The following is a 15,398-nucleotide window of genomic DNA, read 5'->3' on the forward strand; positions in this document are numbered from 1 at the left end:
CCGGAGGACCCACACCATGCCCATCAACCGCTCATTCAGCGGCCGCAATCGCGATGTCCACAACCACGGCGGTCGACTTCCGCCAGGACAGTCCCTGACGGAAGGTTTTCCCGTGCTGACTGCGGGCCCCACCCCAAAAGCCTTGGCGCTTGGCGATTGGCGCTTGACCTTGAAGGTCGGTGTGCGGCCGGTTCGCGTTTGGACCTGGAGCGAATTCCAGGCCCTGCCCCAGACCGAGCAGGTGGTCGATATCCATTGCGTTACCACCTGGTCGAAATTCGACACCCGCTGGCGCGGTGTGACGTTGGACACCTTGTTGCAGGCGGCCGGACTGGAAGCGCCCACGCCTTGGGTGTTGGCGCATTCTCAGGACGGCTACTCCACCAACGTGCCGTTGGCCGATCTGACACAAGGGCGCGCAATGATCGCAACGCACTACGACGACCGACCGCTCGCGCCCGAGCACGGGGGACCGGCACGCCTGTTGGTGCCGCATCTCTACTTCTGGAAGTCGGCCAAGTGGGTCAATGCGCTGCAGTTCAACGAGCGCGACGAGGCCGGGTTCTGGGAACTGCGGGGCTATCACATGCGAGGCGACCCTTTCAAGGAAGAGCGCTATGGATGAGGCTGTTGGTCAACACCGGCTGAGCTGGCAGACCGCACGCATCGATGCGTTGCAGGCACTGACTCCACGCGTCATGCGGGTGGTGCTGCGTCCTGACAGATGGGTTCGCCCGAGGCCGGGCCAGCATTTGGATGTCCGACTGACAGCGGAAGACGGCTATCAGGCACAACGGAGCTATTCACTCCTCTCACCTCCTCAACGTACCGGGCTCTATGAGCTTGGCATTGAGCGTTTGGACGATGGCGAAGTATCCACCTGGTTTCACGACAAGGCCCAGCACGGCGAAACGATTGAAGTCCTCGGACCGGTTGGAGGTCATTTTGTGCTTGACGAGTCGAACACACGACCAGCCTTGCTGATTGGGGGAGGATCTGGCGTCGTTCCCCTTTTGTCCATGGCAGCGCAACGCGTGGGTGCATACAGCCAAGCGCATACAACGCTGTTGGTTGCCGCACGCCATCTTGACGAAGTGTTGCTCTGGCCCACCCTGCAGCGATGGGAAGCGTTTACGCCGCGGTTTCGCAGCCGACTGGCGCTCTCGCGGGATACCTGTGCCCCGCGCGCACAGGACCACGTTGGCCGCATTGATGGAGCCGATGTTGCTTGGGCATTGCAGCAATTGGGTGATGTGGCGACCGAATCTGCGCAGGTTTTCATCTGCGGGCGTAATGACTTTGTCGAGTCCATCGTTCATATGGTCACCGGGCTAAATGTGCCCGAGGTCTCCATCCGCACCGAGCGCTTCGGAAGTTGACTCTCTTTTTTCTCATCTGCCGTGACACCTGAAGACATCCGCCTAACCCGATACGTCTCTGTCCGTTCGCGCAGCGAACGTCTGTGTGCCCCTCTGAGTGCCGAGGACCATGTTCCCCAACCGGTTTCCGACGTCAGTCCGCCGAAGTGGCACTTGGCCCACACCACGTGGTTCTTCGAGACTTTTGTCCTCGCGAAACAACAGCCGGACTATCGACTGTTCCATCCTCTGTATGGCTACCTGTTCAACAGCTACTACGAATCGGAGGGCGCTCACCTGGCACGCCCGCAGCGAGGGAGCTTGAGTCGCCCGACGGTGGCTGAGGTGATGGCGTATCGCGCGCATGTGGACGAGTCCATGCGCCGTATGCTGAAGGAACCACTGGAGCCCGCGGTCGCGGCCTTGGTAGAGCTGGGCATGCAGCATGAACAACAGCATCAGGAGTTGCTGATCACAGACATCAAGTACATCCTGGGCCACAACCCATTGCATCCGGCGTATGACCCTCTGGGCATCGGTCCCCAAGATGTGACGGCCGAACATGATGGAACCTGCCCACCACTGGACGATTGGCTTAGCGTCGAAGGGCAGACGATTCGCATGGGCCACCAGGGGCCAGGGTTCGCCTTCGACAACGAGTCGCCATCGCATTTGGCGCTCATTCAAGGAGTAGACATCCGTGTGGCGCTAGTCACCAATGATGAATACCTTCAGTTCATGCGCGACGGAGGATATCAGCGCCATTCGCTCTGGCATGCGGAAGGCTGGGACTGGGTGCAAACGCTTAAATTCCGTGCGCCGATGTACTGGCAGCCCGACCCTAACCAGCCTGACGGATGGGGTCATTACACGCTCCAGGGGGTGATGCCGCTGACCAGTCAGGCACCAGTCACGCATGTCAGTTACTACGAGGCACACGCTTTCTGCGATTGGGCGGGGTGGCGATTGCCCACCGAGTTCGAGTGGGAAGCAGCGGCAAGCCGGTTCGACTGGGGGCGTCGATGGGAATGGACGCGCAGTGCCTATCAGCCCTATCCCGGTTTTGCCCGCAGCGAGGGCGCAGTGGGCGAATACAACGGGAAGTTCATGGTGAACCAGCAGGTCTTGCGCGGAGCGTCCTGGGCCACATCGCCGGGCCACGCCCGTTTGACATACCGGAACTTCTTTCACGCTCCGTTGCGTTGGCAGTTCACGGGCATCCGTCCTGTTCGCTCGCGGGAGTCCGCATGACTGATCGGGACAGACTGACGGAGCATGTTCTGCAAGGGTTGACGCGACCACAGAAGGCGCTCTCATCCGCTTGGTTCTACGACGATGAGGGCTCGCGCCTGTTTCAGCAGATCATGGCGCTGCCCGAGTACTACCTCACACGCCTTGAGCACGAGCTGCTGCGCTCACGCGCGGATGAGCTTTCCCGGTGGATAGATCCTCGGTGCAGCCCGATCGATCTGATTGAACTGGGCAGCGGCGACGGGGCCAAAACGCTGTCGCTGTGCCAGGCACTGGCGCAACGTGAAGTGGATTGCATCTACAGGCCTATGGATGTGTCCGCACACGCCCTAGCGGATCTGAGCCGCCGCTTTGACACGTACCTCCCCCGCATGGCCATCGAACCGGTGCTGGGAGACTATTTCGAGCATTGGCCTCAGATTGCCGAAGGGCGACGCCAGGTTGCAATGTTGCTGGGCAGCAATCTGGGCAACCTCGACGAACACGGTGCCGTCAAGCTGCTGCAGCGGGTGCATTCGCATTTGCGCCCGGGTGACCTTGTGCTGCTTGGTCTGGATCTGGTCAAGGACCCGGCCATGTTGCGCGCAGCATACGACGATTCACAGGGCGTGACCGCTGCGTTCAATTTGAATCTGCTGACGCGGTTGAATCGCGAGTTGGGCATGGACTTCGATCTGACGAAATTTCGGCACTACGCCAGCTACTGTCCGCTGGAACACGTGGCCAGAAGCTTTCTGGTGAGCCAAGTTGACCAGGTGGTCCACAGCAGAACCCTTGACCGAGGGTTTGTATTCCATGCCGGGGAGACCATCTATACAGAGCAATCCCAGAAATACTCCCTGGCTTCAATCGAACACCTCGCACGCCGAAGCGGGTTTGACAACACCTGCACCCTGACCGACCCCCGAGGCTGGTACGCCATCACCGTCTGGCACCGGCTACCGTTCACCCCAACGCAACAAACGTCGACCTGAAAAAGGAGTCCTAATGAGCAACAAGACCCATCTGCGCCAGACCATGCTGGACCTTGCCGAAGGGCGCCTGCGGTTTGCTGAACAGACCTATGCGCAATACCTGGTCGGTGCGGCGGGCCGCGGAGATGAACCCAGTGAAAGCGATGCGGCGTCGCGGGCCGTCAACAATGCCGCTCTGGCGCAGGCGTTCGAATGCCCCATTCACGATCATCAGGAGGCCCTGGAAGTCTTACGTCAGATCGATTTCGGTCCCCGGGATTCGGTGGAGACAGGCGCCGTGGTTCGCATCGACGGGCGTTGGTTCGTGATTGCGGTTGCTAGCGATGCCTTCCAGTGCGACGGCAACACCTACATGGGAATTTCCACCCAGGCGCCCATCTACGCAGCGATCGCAGATGCCCGAGCCGGTGATGTTGTCAGCTTCCGGCAACGCGAACTGCACATAGAGGAAGTCTTGTGATGCACCTCATTCGAGTCTGAACGATGGGCGGCACGCTGCGCGACTTGGTCCGGCGCTTTCATGGCACAGGTCGACTTGGTGCCATCGTTCTGCGCCCGGATCGCCTCAAGGACGCTGTGTCCGTGCAGGAGGCCAGGGCCGAACCGGGTCTCGGGCTGATTGGCGATCACCGCTCCCTGCGGCTTCGTCAGTCGGATGCGCAACGCCATCGCGAGCTGAGTCTGATCCAGGCTGAGCACCTCAGCTTGCTCGGGGTCTGGACGGGGCAAGCCCCAATTGCCCCGGAGCGTTTGCGGCGCAACCTCGTGATCTCGGGGATCAACATCGCCGCGATGCATTCACCTTTCCGGGAAGAGCGCTTTGTCTGGCGAATTGGCGGTTCGGTCCGCATTGAAATCACGGGGCCATGTCCTCCTTGTTCACGCATGGAGGACGAGCTCGGTGAAGGCGGTTACGCCGCGCTGCGTGGTCACGGGGGCGCCACGGCACGGATCGTCGTAGGTGGCGTGCTACGGGTTGGAGATACCGTTAACCTTGACGTTGAATCCACCGTGGGCTGAGAGCCATGATCGAAGCAGAGCGTACGCCTGGGTTCCTCCATCTTCTCCAGATGACCGGCGGTGCGTCGTGGTTGCACATGTGCATCCACCACCGCGAGACGGAAGGTTTTCTCTCGAGCGCGACCGGCCTGGACAAGCTGATCGCCGCAGCGATGGTCTCTGAAGATACCCGGTCGCGGTTGCGCGTCCACGGGCAGGGTGTGATGGTTCTGCTCAAAGCGATGCATCTGAGAGCTGATGGAGTGGGGCATCCAGAGGACATGGTGTCCATGCGAATCTGGATTGATGAGCGTCGGGTTATCACGACCCGCGAGGAGGATGTGGATCCCATCCTCGAACTTGCAGAAGACATATCTCAGGGGCGCGGCCCTGCAACGCCAGGTGACTTCCTTTGCGATCTCATCGAAGAGCACCTCGCGGAAGTTTCCGAGCAGGTCGAGATGCTGGAGGATGGGGTGGATCTGATCGGCGGCCTTCTGGTTCAGCACCAGACGGAAGCGGCATGCCCGAGCATGGCCAATACCCAGACCGCGATCTCTGGCTTTCTTCGTCATCTTGGCCCCCAGCGAGCCGTTCTTCAAACGTTGACAACTCTCGTCGTCCCGCCGCTGAATATAAATCACCGAGGCCGACTGGAGGAGCACCTGAACCAGCTGTTGCGGTTGCTCGAAACGCTGGAGAATTTGCGTGACCGTATCGATATCCTCAGTGACCAGGCAAACCGCATTCAGGAGCGACAGCTGAATCAAAGCTCTTATGTTTTTGCCGTGGTATCCACAATCTTCTTGCCCTTGAACTTTGTCACTGGCCTGTTTGGCGCCAATCTTCTGGGACTGCCGTTCGCAGATGCCACCAATGGCTTCTGGGTGTTGGTAGGTCTTTGCTTACTAATGAGTGTTGTGTTGATTCATCAGCACAACTGAGCCAGTGATCACGTCGAATACTGAGCCACTGGGTTGATGGATGTTCTGGCTACTCGGTTGTGGATAAGTCTATCGAGTCTGCTGTTTTTCGATCTCCTTTCTGAGCTTTGCTGCGTTGCTTTGGTGGTGCCGCGCCAGCGGCACTGGAATGCTTGAAGCGCCAGCTCTCGTTGCCCGTCTCCACGATATGGCAATGGTGCGTGAGGCGGTCGAGCAATGCGGTTGTCATCTTGGCGTCGCCGAAGACGCTGCTCCATTCCGAGAAGGTGAGGTTGGTGGTGATCACCACGCTCGTTCGCTCGTAGAGCTTGGAGAGCAGGTGGAACAGCATCGCACCGCCCGACTGCGTGAACGGCAGGTAGCCCAGTTCATCCAGGATCACCAGATCGACGTACATCAACCGGTGTGCCAACTGCCCGGACTTGTTCTGCGCCTTCTCCAGTTCCAGGGCGTTGACCAGCTCCACCGTGGAGAAGAAGCGCACCCGCTTGCCATGCAGGCGGATGGCCTCGATCCCCAGGCTGGTGGCCAGGTGGGTCTTGCCTGTGCCGGGGCCACCCACCAGCACCACGTTATGGGCCGAGTCCACGAAGCCAAGGGTGTGCAGTTGGCGCACCAAGGCCTCATCAATGGGCGTGTGGGCGAAGTCGAAGCCGGCGAGATCGCGATGCGACGGGAACCGCGCCACGCGCATCTGGTAAGCCATGGAGCGCACCTCGCGCTGCGCGGTCTCGGCCTTGATGAGCTGGTGCAGCACGGCCTCGTGATCCAGCGACTTCATGCGTGCAGTGCCCAGCACCTCCGGCCAGGCACTGGCCATGCCGTACAAGCCCAGCGCCTTGAAGGCATCCATGAGGTCATGCATGGTCGGACTCCGGTGAGGCCTCGTGAGGCTGGGCGTTGCGCAGCGCGTCGTAGCGCTGCAGGTTGGCCAGTGGCGGCGTGTTGAGCGTGAGCATGGTGGTCACCGGTGGCTCGGGCATGCGCTGCTCCTGCAGGCGCGAGAGCACGTTGAGCACGTGTTCGGCACTCACTCGCCCCGACTGCAGTGCCAGCTCCACCGCCACCAGCACAGGTTCCAACCCGTGCAGGCTCACCCCCATGAGCACCTGCGCCATCACCCTGTCGCCACCGCTGTGGCGCAGCAGCTGGCGCTGCAACTCCTGCAGGGGTTCGGGCATGGTCTTGAAGGGCGCACCATTGCGCAGCGCACCGGGCTTTCGCTCGATCAGCGCGATGTAGTGCATCCAGTCGTAGAGCGTCTGGTCCCGCTCGAAGCTGCGCTGCAGGCGCACCTGTCGCCCATCGGGACCGACCACCAGCAGGCCATCTGCGTAGGCCCGCAGACTGACCACCGCGTGGATCCACTCGCATGGCACGCTGTAGCGGTTGCGCTGGAAGTGGATCAGCGAAGTGGCAGAGACCCGCACCGGCTGCTCCACATAGCCATCAAACGCCCGGGGGTTGGGCATGAGACGTGCACGTTCGTCCTGCCAGACATCGGCCACCGTGAGGTGCCCCCACTCTGGGTGACTCATCTCGCCCCAGGCCTTCACACAGGCTTGCTCCAGCCAGTCGTTGAGCTCGTCAAGCGATCCCCAGCGCCGCTCACTGGCCTCACGCCAGATGTCCTTGCGCCGGTCCTGGACGTTCTTCTCGACGACTCCCTTCTCCCAGCCAGCGGCCCGGTTGCAGAACTCCGGTTCGAACAGGTAGTGCCCCGTAATGGCCTCGAAGCGCGCATTGACGCTGCGCTGCTTGCCCTGGCCGACCTTGTCGACCGCGGTCTTCATGTTGTCGTAGATGCCCCGCCGTGGCACGCCACCGAAGAGAGCGAACGCCCGCGCATGTGCATCGAACAGCATCTCGTGCGCCTGGCTGTAGTACGCCACCAGGCAGAAGGCGCGACTGGCCGCCAGCTTGGTGTGTGCCACCTCCAGGCGGCGGCGCAGCCCACCGATGAACAGGTACTCACAGCTCCAGTCGAACTGGAATGCCTCGCCCAACTCGAAGCTCAGCGGCACAAACCCCGCGCCGCGTGACGCGTTGCCTTGCTCTTGCTGCCAGCGCTGGGCCAAGGCGTACACCGGCCCCCGACTGCCGCTGTAGCCCTGCGCCCGCAGCGCTTCAAACATCGCCTTGATCCCGCGCCGATCGCGTTTGCTGCGATGGCTATCGGCCTTGAGCCATTGGCTCAACTGCTCCTTGTACGGGTCCAGGATGCTGGGGGCCGACACCCGTTGCGGGTATCGGGGCTCGACCATCTGTCCGTCCTTGAGCCACTTGGTGGCTGTATTGCGCGAGATGCCCAGCCTGCGGCTGGCCTCGCGCACCGACACGTCCTGCCTCAGCACGAGGCGGCGCAACTTGCTCAATGTGCTCACGTTGATCACTCCTGCTCCCCCGTGCTGAAAAACTCAGCACGATAGAGCGGCAACGTGGCTCAGATTTCAACGTGAACACGTCCCGAAATGGCCCAGCTTTGGAAATGCATCAACACAAGTACACCGTCAACGAAAACGGTGCCTTGTCCGCCCAAATGCTGTATCAGATCCTCAAAGGATTCTTTGCGATGTGCTCTGCCACCGCTGGTGAAAAACCGGGCGAGGGCAAGGGGCCTTTCATGCGGGCCTCCACCCACTGGCTTCGCCACACCTACGCGCACAAGGCGCTGAAGTCGTCCGAAGGTGATCTCAGCGTGGTGCAAGGGCTGCTGGGACACAAGAACATCAACACCACCGCCATCTATGTGAAAGCCGACATGTCCGAGCGGATCAGGGTGGCGGAAAAGCTCAAGTCGAGCGTCTGAGACTTCAAGCTGGGGTGGCCGGAGCAAAATGACCGGGGGGCAGCACCATCCATTTCACGCCCAGCTTCGTGGCGAGTTCCTCCAGGTCAGCTGGGAGCTGCTTTTGCACCACCAGTACCGCCGTGACTTGGATCTCTGTGCCCGCAGGCTCGTGGATCAACGCCTGAGCGCGCATGACGGCCAGGTACTTCACGCACTGGTAGATGCCACGTTCCAGGTCATCGTCTGCCGACCGGATGGATTTGACCTCGACGCCGACCAAACGTGCCTCCGTTCGGAAAAATACGTCCAGGCGATCACCCGACAAGAGCGGGTACTCCGTCTCCGCGTGGCGCGTGTTCTGCAGGCCGAACAGCTCCGGCCTGGCCAAGACATCGAGGCGCAGCTGCTTGTGCTCCTCGGACTCGCCGCCACCCCAGCCGTAGCGTTTGTCTTTGCCGTTGCCTGAATCGGGGTCTGCCGGCGATGCTGCGGAGCCAAGGCCCACGCTTTCGAGGACCTGGAGCCATCGATCACCGTAGGCGAGGATGCGGTCGAATTCATCGCGCACTTTGGCCCGTTTTTCAGCCGGTGTCAGCGCCTCGAATCCGGGCCAGTAGCCGTTGACGCCATCGCTGGGGAGACCGGCAGTGGCCCCCGATTTGGCGACCACCATGGAGGTGATGTGAGGGGGGCGAAGTTCCTCAGGCCAATCGCGGGTACCCGCCTCAACCAGATTAGTCACTTCGCCGAGGACATTTCCGATGCCTTGAGCATAGGCATTGCCATCGGCCTTCACCCTGCCCAGTAACTTGGCCACATCGGAGTAGGTGAGAGGCACGATGATGCCATCGGTCTGCCTGCGGACGTGCTCTACCAGGTAGGGCAGCACGATGCGCGCGGCAAGCGCATTGCCGCGAAGCCCTGCAGCGTCGTCGGTCCCCGTAGCAGGCGCAAGCAAAGGGTTCCAGTCGGCACCGGGCACATTGCCGGTGGCCTCCACCAGTTCGAAGAGAGTTGCCGTATTGAGGGCATCAACGTCCGGGCTCTTCCAAAGGTCCTGAAGCTTCTTTTCCAGGCCCAGGCGCTCTCGTGGGTTATCGACGGCGAGTCCAAAGTGAGGCTTGAGGATAGAGACATTATCGAGGTTGATGTGCTTCACATGGCGGGTCATGTGGGCGGGATCGTCCCCAGACGCCACCGCGCGGAAACCAAAGACTGGCACGCGCAAATTCAAGGCCTCGTCTATGGCAGTTTCCGCTTCGCGTCCCCGCTTGACCGCCCCGCCCTTCCACTTTGTCGATTTCCCGCCGAGCATCACGAAGCTGCGGGTTCGGTTGTCGATGGGATCAACGACTTTGGCGATCTGGTCTTCCCAGGGGTCGTCTCAGAAAACGGAAAATAAAGCACGCTAAGCGTGCGTGGAGGCTGGCACCCAGCGGTACAGCGTCGGAATGGACACGCCGAGGTTCTTGGCCACGTCCTTGGGCGGCACCCCGCTGGCCAGCAGCTTCTTGGCCGACTCGATCTTGCTGTCGGTCATCTTCGGCTTGCGGCCGCCTTTGCGGCCGAGCTGCTTGGCGACTTCCAGCCCGGCGCGGGTGCGCTCGACGGTCAGCTCGCGCTCCATTTCGGCAAGGCTCGCCATGACGTGGAAGAAGAACCGCCCGGATGGTGTGCCGGTGTCGATGGAGTCGGTGAGGCTCCTGAACTGGACACCGTGCTTGTGCAGATCGCCGACCAGATCGACCAGTTGCTTGACCGACCGGCCCAGCCGGTCGAGCTTCCAGACGACCAAAGTATCGCCTTCGCGCAGCATTTCGAGCGTCTTGGCCAAGCCAGGCCGGTCTGCCCGCGTGCCACTCACCTTGTCCTCGAAGACCTTTTTACATCCGGCCTTGCTCAAGGCTTCGCGTTGCAGCTCCAGGTTCTGATCCTGCGTCGAGACGCGCGCATAGCCAATCAACATGGCTTGTCTCGCGCCCGGTCGATGCGTTCCTGCATCGCCTGCATCACTTCTTCGTGGGTGTACGATCTGGCGTTGGCGTCGGTGGCTTGCCGCAGGGCTTCCTCAACCTCGCGCGTCATCCGCTCGTAATCCTCCGGCCACAGCGCTTGCTCCATGCGCAGCGACGCCTGACCCAGCAGGTGCAGCAGGCTGAACAGCCGCATGTCGTTGGTGGCGACGATGCGCTCCCGAATCTGCTCCTGAATAGCTTCGCTAGCCCGATGCGCTTGTGGTGTGGCAGTCCCCTCGTAGTCAGCGGGGAATTCCGCTTCCTCGGCAATCCTTGCCCAGGCGCTGGCCAGCGCCTCGATGGTTGACGTGCTCATTTCCGCCGCTCCTGTGCTCTTTGGCAAATCAACCGGCCAAGGGGCCTCGACGCGAAAACCAGCAGCATCACGCCTATCGGATACCAGGTCGAGAAGACCACCAAGGCATCGAAGGCTGGCCGTCCGGTGTTGGTAGGCAGTACGGCGGTCACAGCCATCAACCCGCCGACCGTCCAGATGATGCGCCACACGTAGGGCATCACGCGGGGCACGTAGCCGTCATCGAAAGCGGTCTGGTAGTAGCGGCGCAGGCCGCGCTCGGCAAGCGCCTGGCGCTGCCGCTCCGACAGCGCATCCGTCCGGCCATACCAGCGCCGGAATGGTGGACAGCGCAGCAGCAAAGGGGTGAAGAGGATCATCACCGCCACGATCGCGACACCCCACGCCATGACGGCGCCGGCATCGGGCCGCTTGGCGTTCTCGATCACGGGCGCGAAGACGCCCGGAGCACCGATCATCCAGAACAGCGCAATGTGCTGATGGAAGGAGAGCTTCATTTGCTCATCCACTTGCGCAGCAGGCGCTTTTTCAGGGAGGCGCGTTCTTGCGGGTTGCGTCCCTTGTGATTGGCGATGCGATCCGCCGTGGCGGCCTGGCGCTTGACGGGCCAGTAGGAGCGGCCATCCTTGCCCATCGACCAGACGCTGCTGGCCTGGTTTTCCAGCAGGGGCAGATGGGCGCTCAGGGCTTCGGGCGACGCGCTGGTCAGCGCCGTGCGCTCACGGGTGCGCCAGCGCTGATGCCAGAGCTTCTTGTCCTCGCGCTCGCTGCCGCAGGTCGTGTGCCCGACGATGGGTGTTTTGCGGCGGCTGCGGCTCATAACGTAGTGGTCTCCAAGAACATTCAGGACTGATCCCAGGCGTCGATGGTCAAGACCTGATCGGCAGGACAGGCGGCTACGCGGTCGGGAACTGGATGGTGTTCAGTCTCATGCCGACCCCATTCGATTGATCGCGTCGCTTGCGGCACGCTGCGACGCAAGGAGGTTTGCGACCTGGTTTAGCAGCCGTGTCCGCTGCATGTCTGTTACCTATCTCCCCGACCGCTCATTGGACCAACTCCAGAGATTGGGCTCTATCGCTCAGCCAATACGAAACCGGCATTGGCTGATGCCACAACCGAGACGAACACAAATGGCTCGGTACCTGTATTTCGCGCCCCGTGCACTTGGCCCGGTCTTGCCACGGCTATCTCACCTTCCCTGAGGGCACGAACAATCCCATTGCCCTGAAAGTAATCAGCCATTCCCGACAAAACAGTCCACGTGTCTTGGCCGTGAGGATGAATGTGAGCCGCAATTTCCTGCCCGGGATGGACATGCCAAACCACGATAATTGAGTCTCGGGTTTCAAGCACAACGGAACGAATAGGCTCGCCTTCGGACGGCTGAACATACTCGGCTACAGAAAATATTCTCGATTCAACAGTCATCGGAGATCCCTCTTTCACAGTGCCCCCAGACAGGCTGGATATGAGTTCTAACTCGAATTTGAACGGGAGGCTGGTCGTGCGGTCGTGCAGTTGCCGATGAGCGTGTCGGCTGCTGCCTCCTTGCCCACCAGCGAACTCTCGTCCGTTGCGGCCATCCAGAAGGTCTTGCCCGAGCGCGGCTCATAGGTCGCGGGATCGAACACGCCAGAGGGGCCGAACATCGGCGGCTTGATTGGTCATGGCTCCATGCCTTTGTCGTTACGGTCTTCATCGTCGGCATCCTGACGCACGGCGGGCAATTGCTGGAGCAACGCCGGCAGCCATTCCTGTACCGTCTCCCACACCACATCGAGGTTGATGTCGAAATAGCCGTGAGCCATGCGATTACGCATATTGCGCATGCTGCGCCACGGCACGTCGGCATGCGCCTGGGTGAACTCGACGTAGCCATCCATCACCTTTGTGGCCGCCTCGCCGATGACGATCAGGCTCATGATGACGGCCTGCTGGGTGCGCTTGTCGGCCAAGAAGTCGTCCTTGGCCATCCCTTCCACGAAGCTGCGCGCATCGGTTGCGGCCTGCTGAATGTGGTCGAGGTAATCGGGCAGGCGGTTCTCGCTCATATCGGTTGCGCCTCCGCGAGCACCTTGGCCCGGAACTTCGGCGGCAGGTCGCCGGGAGTCAGCAGATCGACGTCAACGCCGAGCAGCGATTTCAGTTCTTCTTCCAAATCGCCCAAGTCCAACAACGTGGCACCGGGCAGCGCATCGACCAACAGGTCGAGGTCGCTGCCATCCCGGTCGGTGCCATGCAGCACCGAGCCGAAGACGCGCGGGTTCGCGGCGCGAAAGCGGCCTACCGCTTCACGCACTGCGCTTCGCTTCATGTCAAGCACAACAGACGGTCGCATGGGCATCCTTTCTTATCGAAACTCGTTGAGATGATATGCAATCAAGAATAGAATTTCAAGAACTATTTTCGAGAATCGCAATGCCTTGATTCCCGTGCCGCGCCGGTTGCCTTGGCGGGCTTGTCACAAACCTACGTTTTCAAGAAGAAGGAAACCGCATGCCCCGCCGTTCGATCCTCTCCGCCGCCGAGCGCGAAAGCCTGCTGGCGTTGCCGGACACCAAGGATGAGTTGATCCGTCACTACACGTTCAGCGAAAGCGACCTCTCCATCATCCGGCAGCGGCGCGGCCCGGCCAATCGGCTGGGCTTCGCGGTGCAGCTCTGCTACCTGCGCTTTCCCGGCGTCATCCTTGGCGCTGATGAGCCACCGTTCCCGCCATTGCTGAGACTGGTCGCCAACCAGCTCAAGGTCGGCATCGAAAGCTGGGACGAGTACGGGCAGCGTGAGCAGACCCGACGCGAGCACCTGGTCGAGCTGCAAACGGTGTTCGGCTTCCAGCCGTTCACGATTGGCCACTACCGGCAGGCTGTCCAGTTGCTGACCGAGCTGGCCATGCAAACCGACAAGGGCATCGTGCTGGCCAGAGCCTTGATGGGGACGATAGAGAAAACGGAAAAAATCGTACGTTAAGCGTACGGCCTGTCAGGTTGAGGCCCTAGAGGTTGCCGGCGAGGCGTCAGAAAATGCTGGAATCGGCCCTATCCTGACGCGGCCCAAGGTTCCGGCCTGACGCCTAGTTAGGGCGTACCGATACGGTACAATTAATTTTTGAAATGGCGACAAACGGCTATTTTCTGGCGGTCGTATCACAGACCAATTCGATGCTATATTTACAATTTAACTGGGGGCGCTGGTAAGCGTAATGCAATACTACGCTAAGCGAGGCGAGACGATGATGCACAAGCATGGGATGGGCAGATAGGTTTTTTGAGGCTGTAAAAAAGTTAACACACTCACATGAAGGGGGTGAAATGGATACACGATTATTTGCATTCGTCGGCGGAGACAGCGGTCTTTGGCGGATCGTTGGAACCGAAACCATAGTTGGCAAGTCACTGCCTGAAGCCAAAAGGCTCAACGTAATATCTGCCTCAGAGTTGCAGCCCGAAACCAATGCACCCTGGGTACTTCGCGGAATAACAAGCAATGAACGGTATGTCATGCGCGAAGAGAAGAACGAAATTGTGGTGAAGCAGCAAGGGCTAGCGCGCCCAGAAGCAACTTGCGCTGCGTTGATACCGATCCGAAAAAACGCAGCTTGGTGGGAATTCACGCAAGACGAGCGCCGGAGCGTTTTCGAAAAGTCAAAGCACATCCAAATCGGGCTCAACTACTTGCCTGCAGTAGCGCGCAAGCTCCACCACTGCCGCGACCTCTCTGAAAATGAACCGTTCGATTTTCTCAATTGGTTCGAGTTCGCGCCAACCCATGAGGCTGAGTTCAACGCATTGCTTTCCGAACTGCGTGCAACAGAGGAATGGAAGTACGTTGACAGAGAAGTCGATATCCGTCTCGTGCGAGAGGCGGCGTAGGTCAATCCCCGTCTGACCGCTCAGAGGCGTTAGCGGGCAGCCGGCACTGCATCTATTGATTTTGGATAGCTTGGAACCCGGCATTTCACTTGCAATTAATTCGAGCACGCCGCCATGAAATGCGAGCCGCCGCCGTCGATTGCAAGCTCGTTTGCAGATAGCGTGAGCATCAGCGCGCCGTCAGTTGCAGTTAATTCGAGCCGAAAGCGGCGTCGAATGCGAGCACGCCCGTTTTCAAACGCGAGCCGCTACAACTACCTGGTGCCGCCCGCGAAATTCGCCAGCCTCAAGCAGGCCAGCGAATTGCCGCTGGCCGTGGCCACCGATTGCGACCAGTACCTGCATGACCGGCTGACGCTGCTGGAAACGCAGCTCGCCACCGTCAACCGCATGGCGCTGGCCAACGAGCTGCCGGACGCCATCATCACGGAGTCGGGCCTGAAGATCACGCCGCTCGATGCGGCGGTGCCCGATACCGCACAGGCCCTGATCGACCAGACGGCGATGATCCTACCGCACGTCAAGATCACCGAATTGCTGCTGGAGGTAGACGAATGGACGGGCTTCACCCGGCACTTCGCCCACCTGAAGTCAGGCGACCTGGCCAAGGACAAAAACCTGTTGCTGACCACGATCCTCGCCGACGCGATCAACCTGGGCCTGACCAAGATGGCGGAATCGTGCCCCGGCACGACCTACGCCAAGCTGGCCTGGCTGCAAGCCTGGCACATCCGCGACGAAACCTACGGGGCGGCACTGGCCGAGCTGGTCAACGCGCAGTTCCGACATCCCTTCGCCGAGCATTGGGGCGACGGCACCACGTCATCGTCGGACGGCCAGAACTTCCGCACCGGCAGCAAGGCCGAGAGCACCGG

At 60.7% G+C, this 15,398-nt stretch carries 18 protein-coding genes and 1 pseudogene; 9 read left to right on the top strand and 10 right to left on the bottom strand.

Annotation, left to right across the window (positions count from 1 at the left end; genetic code table 11):
- The first annotated feature begins 16 nt into the window (after positions 1-16).
- The 7 genes from QRO95_RS17780 to QRO95_RS17810 are packed head-to-tail and all read left to right on the top strand — an operon-like array spanning position 17 to position 5,526.
- On the top strand, positions 17-625 hold the full coding sequence (locus QRO95_RS17780; protein WP_008647302.1) for a sulfite oxidase-like oxidoreductase: 609 nt from the start codon (positions 17-19) through the stop codon (positions 623-625).
- Complete coding sequence (locus QRO95_RS17785; RefSeq protein WP_042797684.1) at positions 618-1,379, top strand: FAD-binding oxidoreductase; 762 nt, start codon at positions 618-620, stop codon at positions 1,377-1,379. The genes QRO95_RS17780 and QRO95_RS17785 overlap by 8 nt, the downstream gene beginning before the upstream one ends.
- Positions 1,380-1,400: 21 nt before the next feature.
- Positions 1,401-2,609, top strand: coding sequence for an ergothioneine biosynthesis protein EgtB (gene egtB, locus QRO95_RS17790; protein WP_197022694.1), 1,209 nt, complete (start codon positions 1,401-1,403; stop codon positions 2,607-2,609).
- Positions 2,606-3,583, top strand: a complete 978-nt coding sequence (gene egtD / locus QRO95_RS17795) for an L-histidine N(alpha)-methyltransferase (protein WP_034053995.1) — start codon at positions 2,606-2,608, stop codon at positions 3,581-3,583. The genes egtB and egtD overlap by 4 nt, the downstream gene beginning before the upstream one ends.
- A 13-nt stretch (positions 3,584-3,596) precedes the next feature.
- A complete protein-coding gene (locus QRO95_RS17800; protein WP_008647292.1) occupies positions 3,597-4,043 on the top strand; it encodes a hypothetical protein in 447 nt (148 codons plus the stop codon).
- A 23-nt stretch (positions 4,044-4,066) separates the two neighbouring features.
- Positions 4,067-4,603, top strand: a complete 537-nt coding sequence (locus tag QRO95_RS17805; protein ID WP_034054001.1) for an MOSC domain-containing protein — start codon at positions 4,067-4,069, stop codon at positions 4,601-4,603.
- Positions 4,604-4,608: 5 nt separating this feature from the next.
- Complete coding sequence (locus QRO95_RS17810; RefSeq protein WP_285303120.1) at positions 4,609-5,526, top strand: CorA family divalent cation transporter; 918 nt, start codon at positions 4,609-4,611, stop codon at positions 5,524-5,526.
- A 49-nt stretch (positions 5,527-5,575) separates the two neighbouring features.
- Here QRO95_RS17810 and istB read toward each other — a convergent pair whose 3' ends face one another.
- Together istB and istA are read right to left on the bottom strand one after the other, a co-directional pair.
- On the bottom strand, positions 5,576-6,391 hold the full coding sequence (gene istB, locus QRO95_RS17815) for an IS21-like element helper ATPase IstB (RefSeq protein ID WP_285303121.1): 816 nt from the start codon (positions 6,389-6,391) through the stop codon (positions 5,576-5,578).
- Entirely contained in the window at positions 6,384-7,910 is a 1,527-nt protein-coding gene (gene istA / locus QRO95_RS17820) for an IS21 family transposase (RefSeq protein ID WP_285303122.1), read from the bottom strand. Before istA ends, istB begins: the two co-directional genes overlap by 8 nt.
- Positions 7,911-7,981: 71 nt before the next feature.
- On the opposite strand from istA, the gene QRO95_RS17825 reads away from it, so the two are divergent.
- Positions 7,982-8,335, top strand: a complete 354-nt coding sequence (locus QRO95_RS17825; RefSeq protein WP_285303123.1) for a site-specific integrase — start codon at positions 7,982-7,984, stop codon at positions 8,333-8,335.
- Between the two features lie 4 nt (positions 8,336-8,339).
- Here the strand turns inward: QRO95_RS17825 and QRO95_RS17830 are convergent, their stop codons facing one another.
- From QRO95_RS17830 to QRO95_RS17865, 8 genes are all read right to left on the bottom strand, one after another.
- On the bottom strand, positions 8,340-9,632 hold the full coding sequence (locus QRO95_RS17830; RefSeq protein ID WP_285303124.1) for a hypothetical protein: 1,293 nt from the start codon (positions 9,630-9,632) through the stop codon (positions 8,340-8,342).
- A 93-nt stretch (positions 9,633-9,725) separates the two neighbouring features.
- Complete coding sequence (locus tag QRO95_RS17835; RefSeq protein WP_003100847.1) at positions 9,726-10,283, bottom strand: recombinase family protein; 558 nt, start codon at positions 10,281-10,283, stop codon at positions 9,726-9,728.
- Positions 10,277-10,648, bottom strand: coding sequence for a hypothetical protein (locus tag QRO95_RS17840; protein WP_003100853.1), 372 nt, complete (start codon positions 10,646-10,648; stop codon positions 10,277-10,279). The genes QRO95_RS17835 and QRO95_RS17840 overlap by 7 nt, the downstream gene beginning before the upstream one ends.
- On the bottom strand, positions 10,645-11,145 hold the full coding sequence (locus QRO95_RS17845) for a transposase (protein WP_285303126.1): 501 nt from the start codon (positions 11,143-11,145) through the stop codon (positions 10,645-10,647). The genes QRO95_RS17840 and QRO95_RS17845 overlap by 4 nt, the downstream gene beginning before the upstream one ends.
- Positions 11,142-11,468, bottom strand: coding sequence for a hypothetical protein (locus tag QRO95_RS17850; protein ID WP_003100858.1), 327 nt, complete (start codon positions 11,466-11,468; stop codon positions 11,142-11,144). The genes QRO95_RS17845 and QRO95_RS17850 overlap by 4 nt, the downstream gene beginning before the upstream one ends.
- A 254-nt stretch (positions 11,469-11,722) precedes the next feature.
- Positions 11,723-12,079, bottom strand: coding sequence for a cupin domain-containing protein (locus QRO95_RS17855; RefSeq protein ID WP_003465043.1), 357 nt, complete (start codon positions 12,077-12,079; stop codon positions 11,723-11,725).
- A gap of 236 nt (positions 12,080-12,315) precedes the next feature.
- Positions 12,316-12,702, bottom strand: coding sequence for a DUF86 domain-containing protein (locus tag QRO95_RS17860; RefSeq protein ID WP_003100872.1), 387 nt, complete (start codon positions 12,700-12,702; stop codon positions 12,316-12,318).
- Positions 12,699-12,989: a nucleotidyltransferase family protein gene (locus QRO95_RS17865; RefSeq protein WP_001247892.1), complete on the bottom strand. Its 291-nt coding sequence runs from the start codon at positions 12,987-12,989 to the stop codon at positions 12,699-12,701. The genes QRO95_RS17860 and QRO95_RS17865 overlap by 4 nt, the downstream gene beginning before the upstream one ends.
- 158 nt (positions 12,990-13,147) lie before the next feature.
- On the opposite strand from QRO95_RS17865, the pseudogene QRO95_RS25390 reads away from it, so the two are divergent.
- A pseudogene (locus QRO95_RS25390) lies at positions 13,148-15,398 on the top strand (chlorite dismutase family protein); the annotation flags it as partial.

Origin of the sequence: Stenotrophomonas maltophilia group sp. Smal13 (assembly GCF_030236855.1) — a bacterium.
Classification (GTDB): Bacteria; Pseudomonadota; Gammaproteobacteria; order Xanthomonadales; family Xanthomonadaceae; genus Stenotrophomonas; species Stenotrophomonas maltophilia_A.

What these genes read in the sequence shown, in the direction of transcription:
- QRO95_RS17830 (WP_285303124.1), bottom strand. Translation starts at nt 9,632, where the DNA reads ATGCTCGGCGGGAAATCGACAAAGTGGAAGGGCGGGGCGGTCAAGCGG.
- QRO95_RS17845 (WP_285303126.1), bottom strand. Translation starts at nt 11,145, where the DNA reads ATGAAGCTCTCCTTCCATCAGCACATTGCGCTGTTCTGGATGATCGGT.
- QRO95_RS17855 (WP_003465043.1), bottom strand. Translation starts at nt 12,079, where the DNA reads ATGACTGTTGAATCGAGAATATTTTCTGTAGCCGAGTATGTTCAGCCG.
- QRO95_RS17835 (WP_003100847.1), bottom strand. Translation starts at nt 10,283, where the DNA reads ATGTTGATTGGCTATGCGCGCGTCTCGACGCAGGATCAGAACCTGGAG.
- istB (WP_285303121.1), bottom strand. Translation starts at nt 6,391, where the DNA reads ATGCATGACCTCATGGATGCCTTCAAGGCGCTGGGCTTGTACGGCATG.
- egtD (WP_034053995.1), top strand. Translation starts at nt 2,606, where the DNA reads ATGACTGATCGGGACAGACTGACGGAGCATGTTCTGCAAGGGTTGACG.
- QRO95_RS17840 (WP_003100853.1), bottom strand. Translation starts at nt 10,648, where the DNA reads ATGAGCACGTCAACCATCGAGGCGCTGGCCAGCGCCTGGGCAAGGATT.
- QRO95_RS17850 (WP_003100858.1), bottom strand. Translation starts at nt 11,468, where the DNA reads ATGAGCCGCAGCCGCCGCAAAACACCCATCGTCGGGCACACGACCTGC.
- QRO95_RS17810 (WP_285303120.1), top strand. Translation starts at nt 4,609, where the DNA reads ATGATCGAAGCAGAGCGTACGCCTGGGTTCCTCCATCTTCTCCAGATG.
- QRO95_RS17860 (WP_003100872.1), bottom strand. Translation starts at nt 12,702, where the DNA reads ATGAGCGAGAACCGCCTGCCCGATTACCTCGACCACATTCAGCAGGCC.
- QRO95_RS17780 (WP_008647302.1), top strand. Translation starts at nt 17, where the DNA reads ATGCCCATCAACCGCTCATTCAGCGGCCGCAATCGCGATGTCCACAAC.
- QRO95_RS17785 (WP_042797684.1), top strand. Translation starts at nt 618, where the DNA reads ATGGATGAGGCTGTTGGTCAACACCGGCTGAGCTGGCAGACCGCACGC.
- QRO95_RS17805 (WP_034054001.1), top strand. Translation starts at nt 4,067, where the DNA reads ATGGGCGGCACGCTGCGCGACTTGGTCCGGCGCTTTCATGGCACAGGT.
- QRO95_RS17800 (WP_008647292.1), top strand. Translation starts at nt 3,597, where the DNA reads ATGAGCAACAAGACCCATCTGCGCCAGACCATGCTGGACCTTGCCGAA.
- QRO95_RS17865 (WP_001247892.1), bottom strand. Translation starts at nt 12,989, where the DNA reads ATGCGACCGTCTGTTGTGCTTGACATGAAGCGAAGCGCAGTGCGTGAA.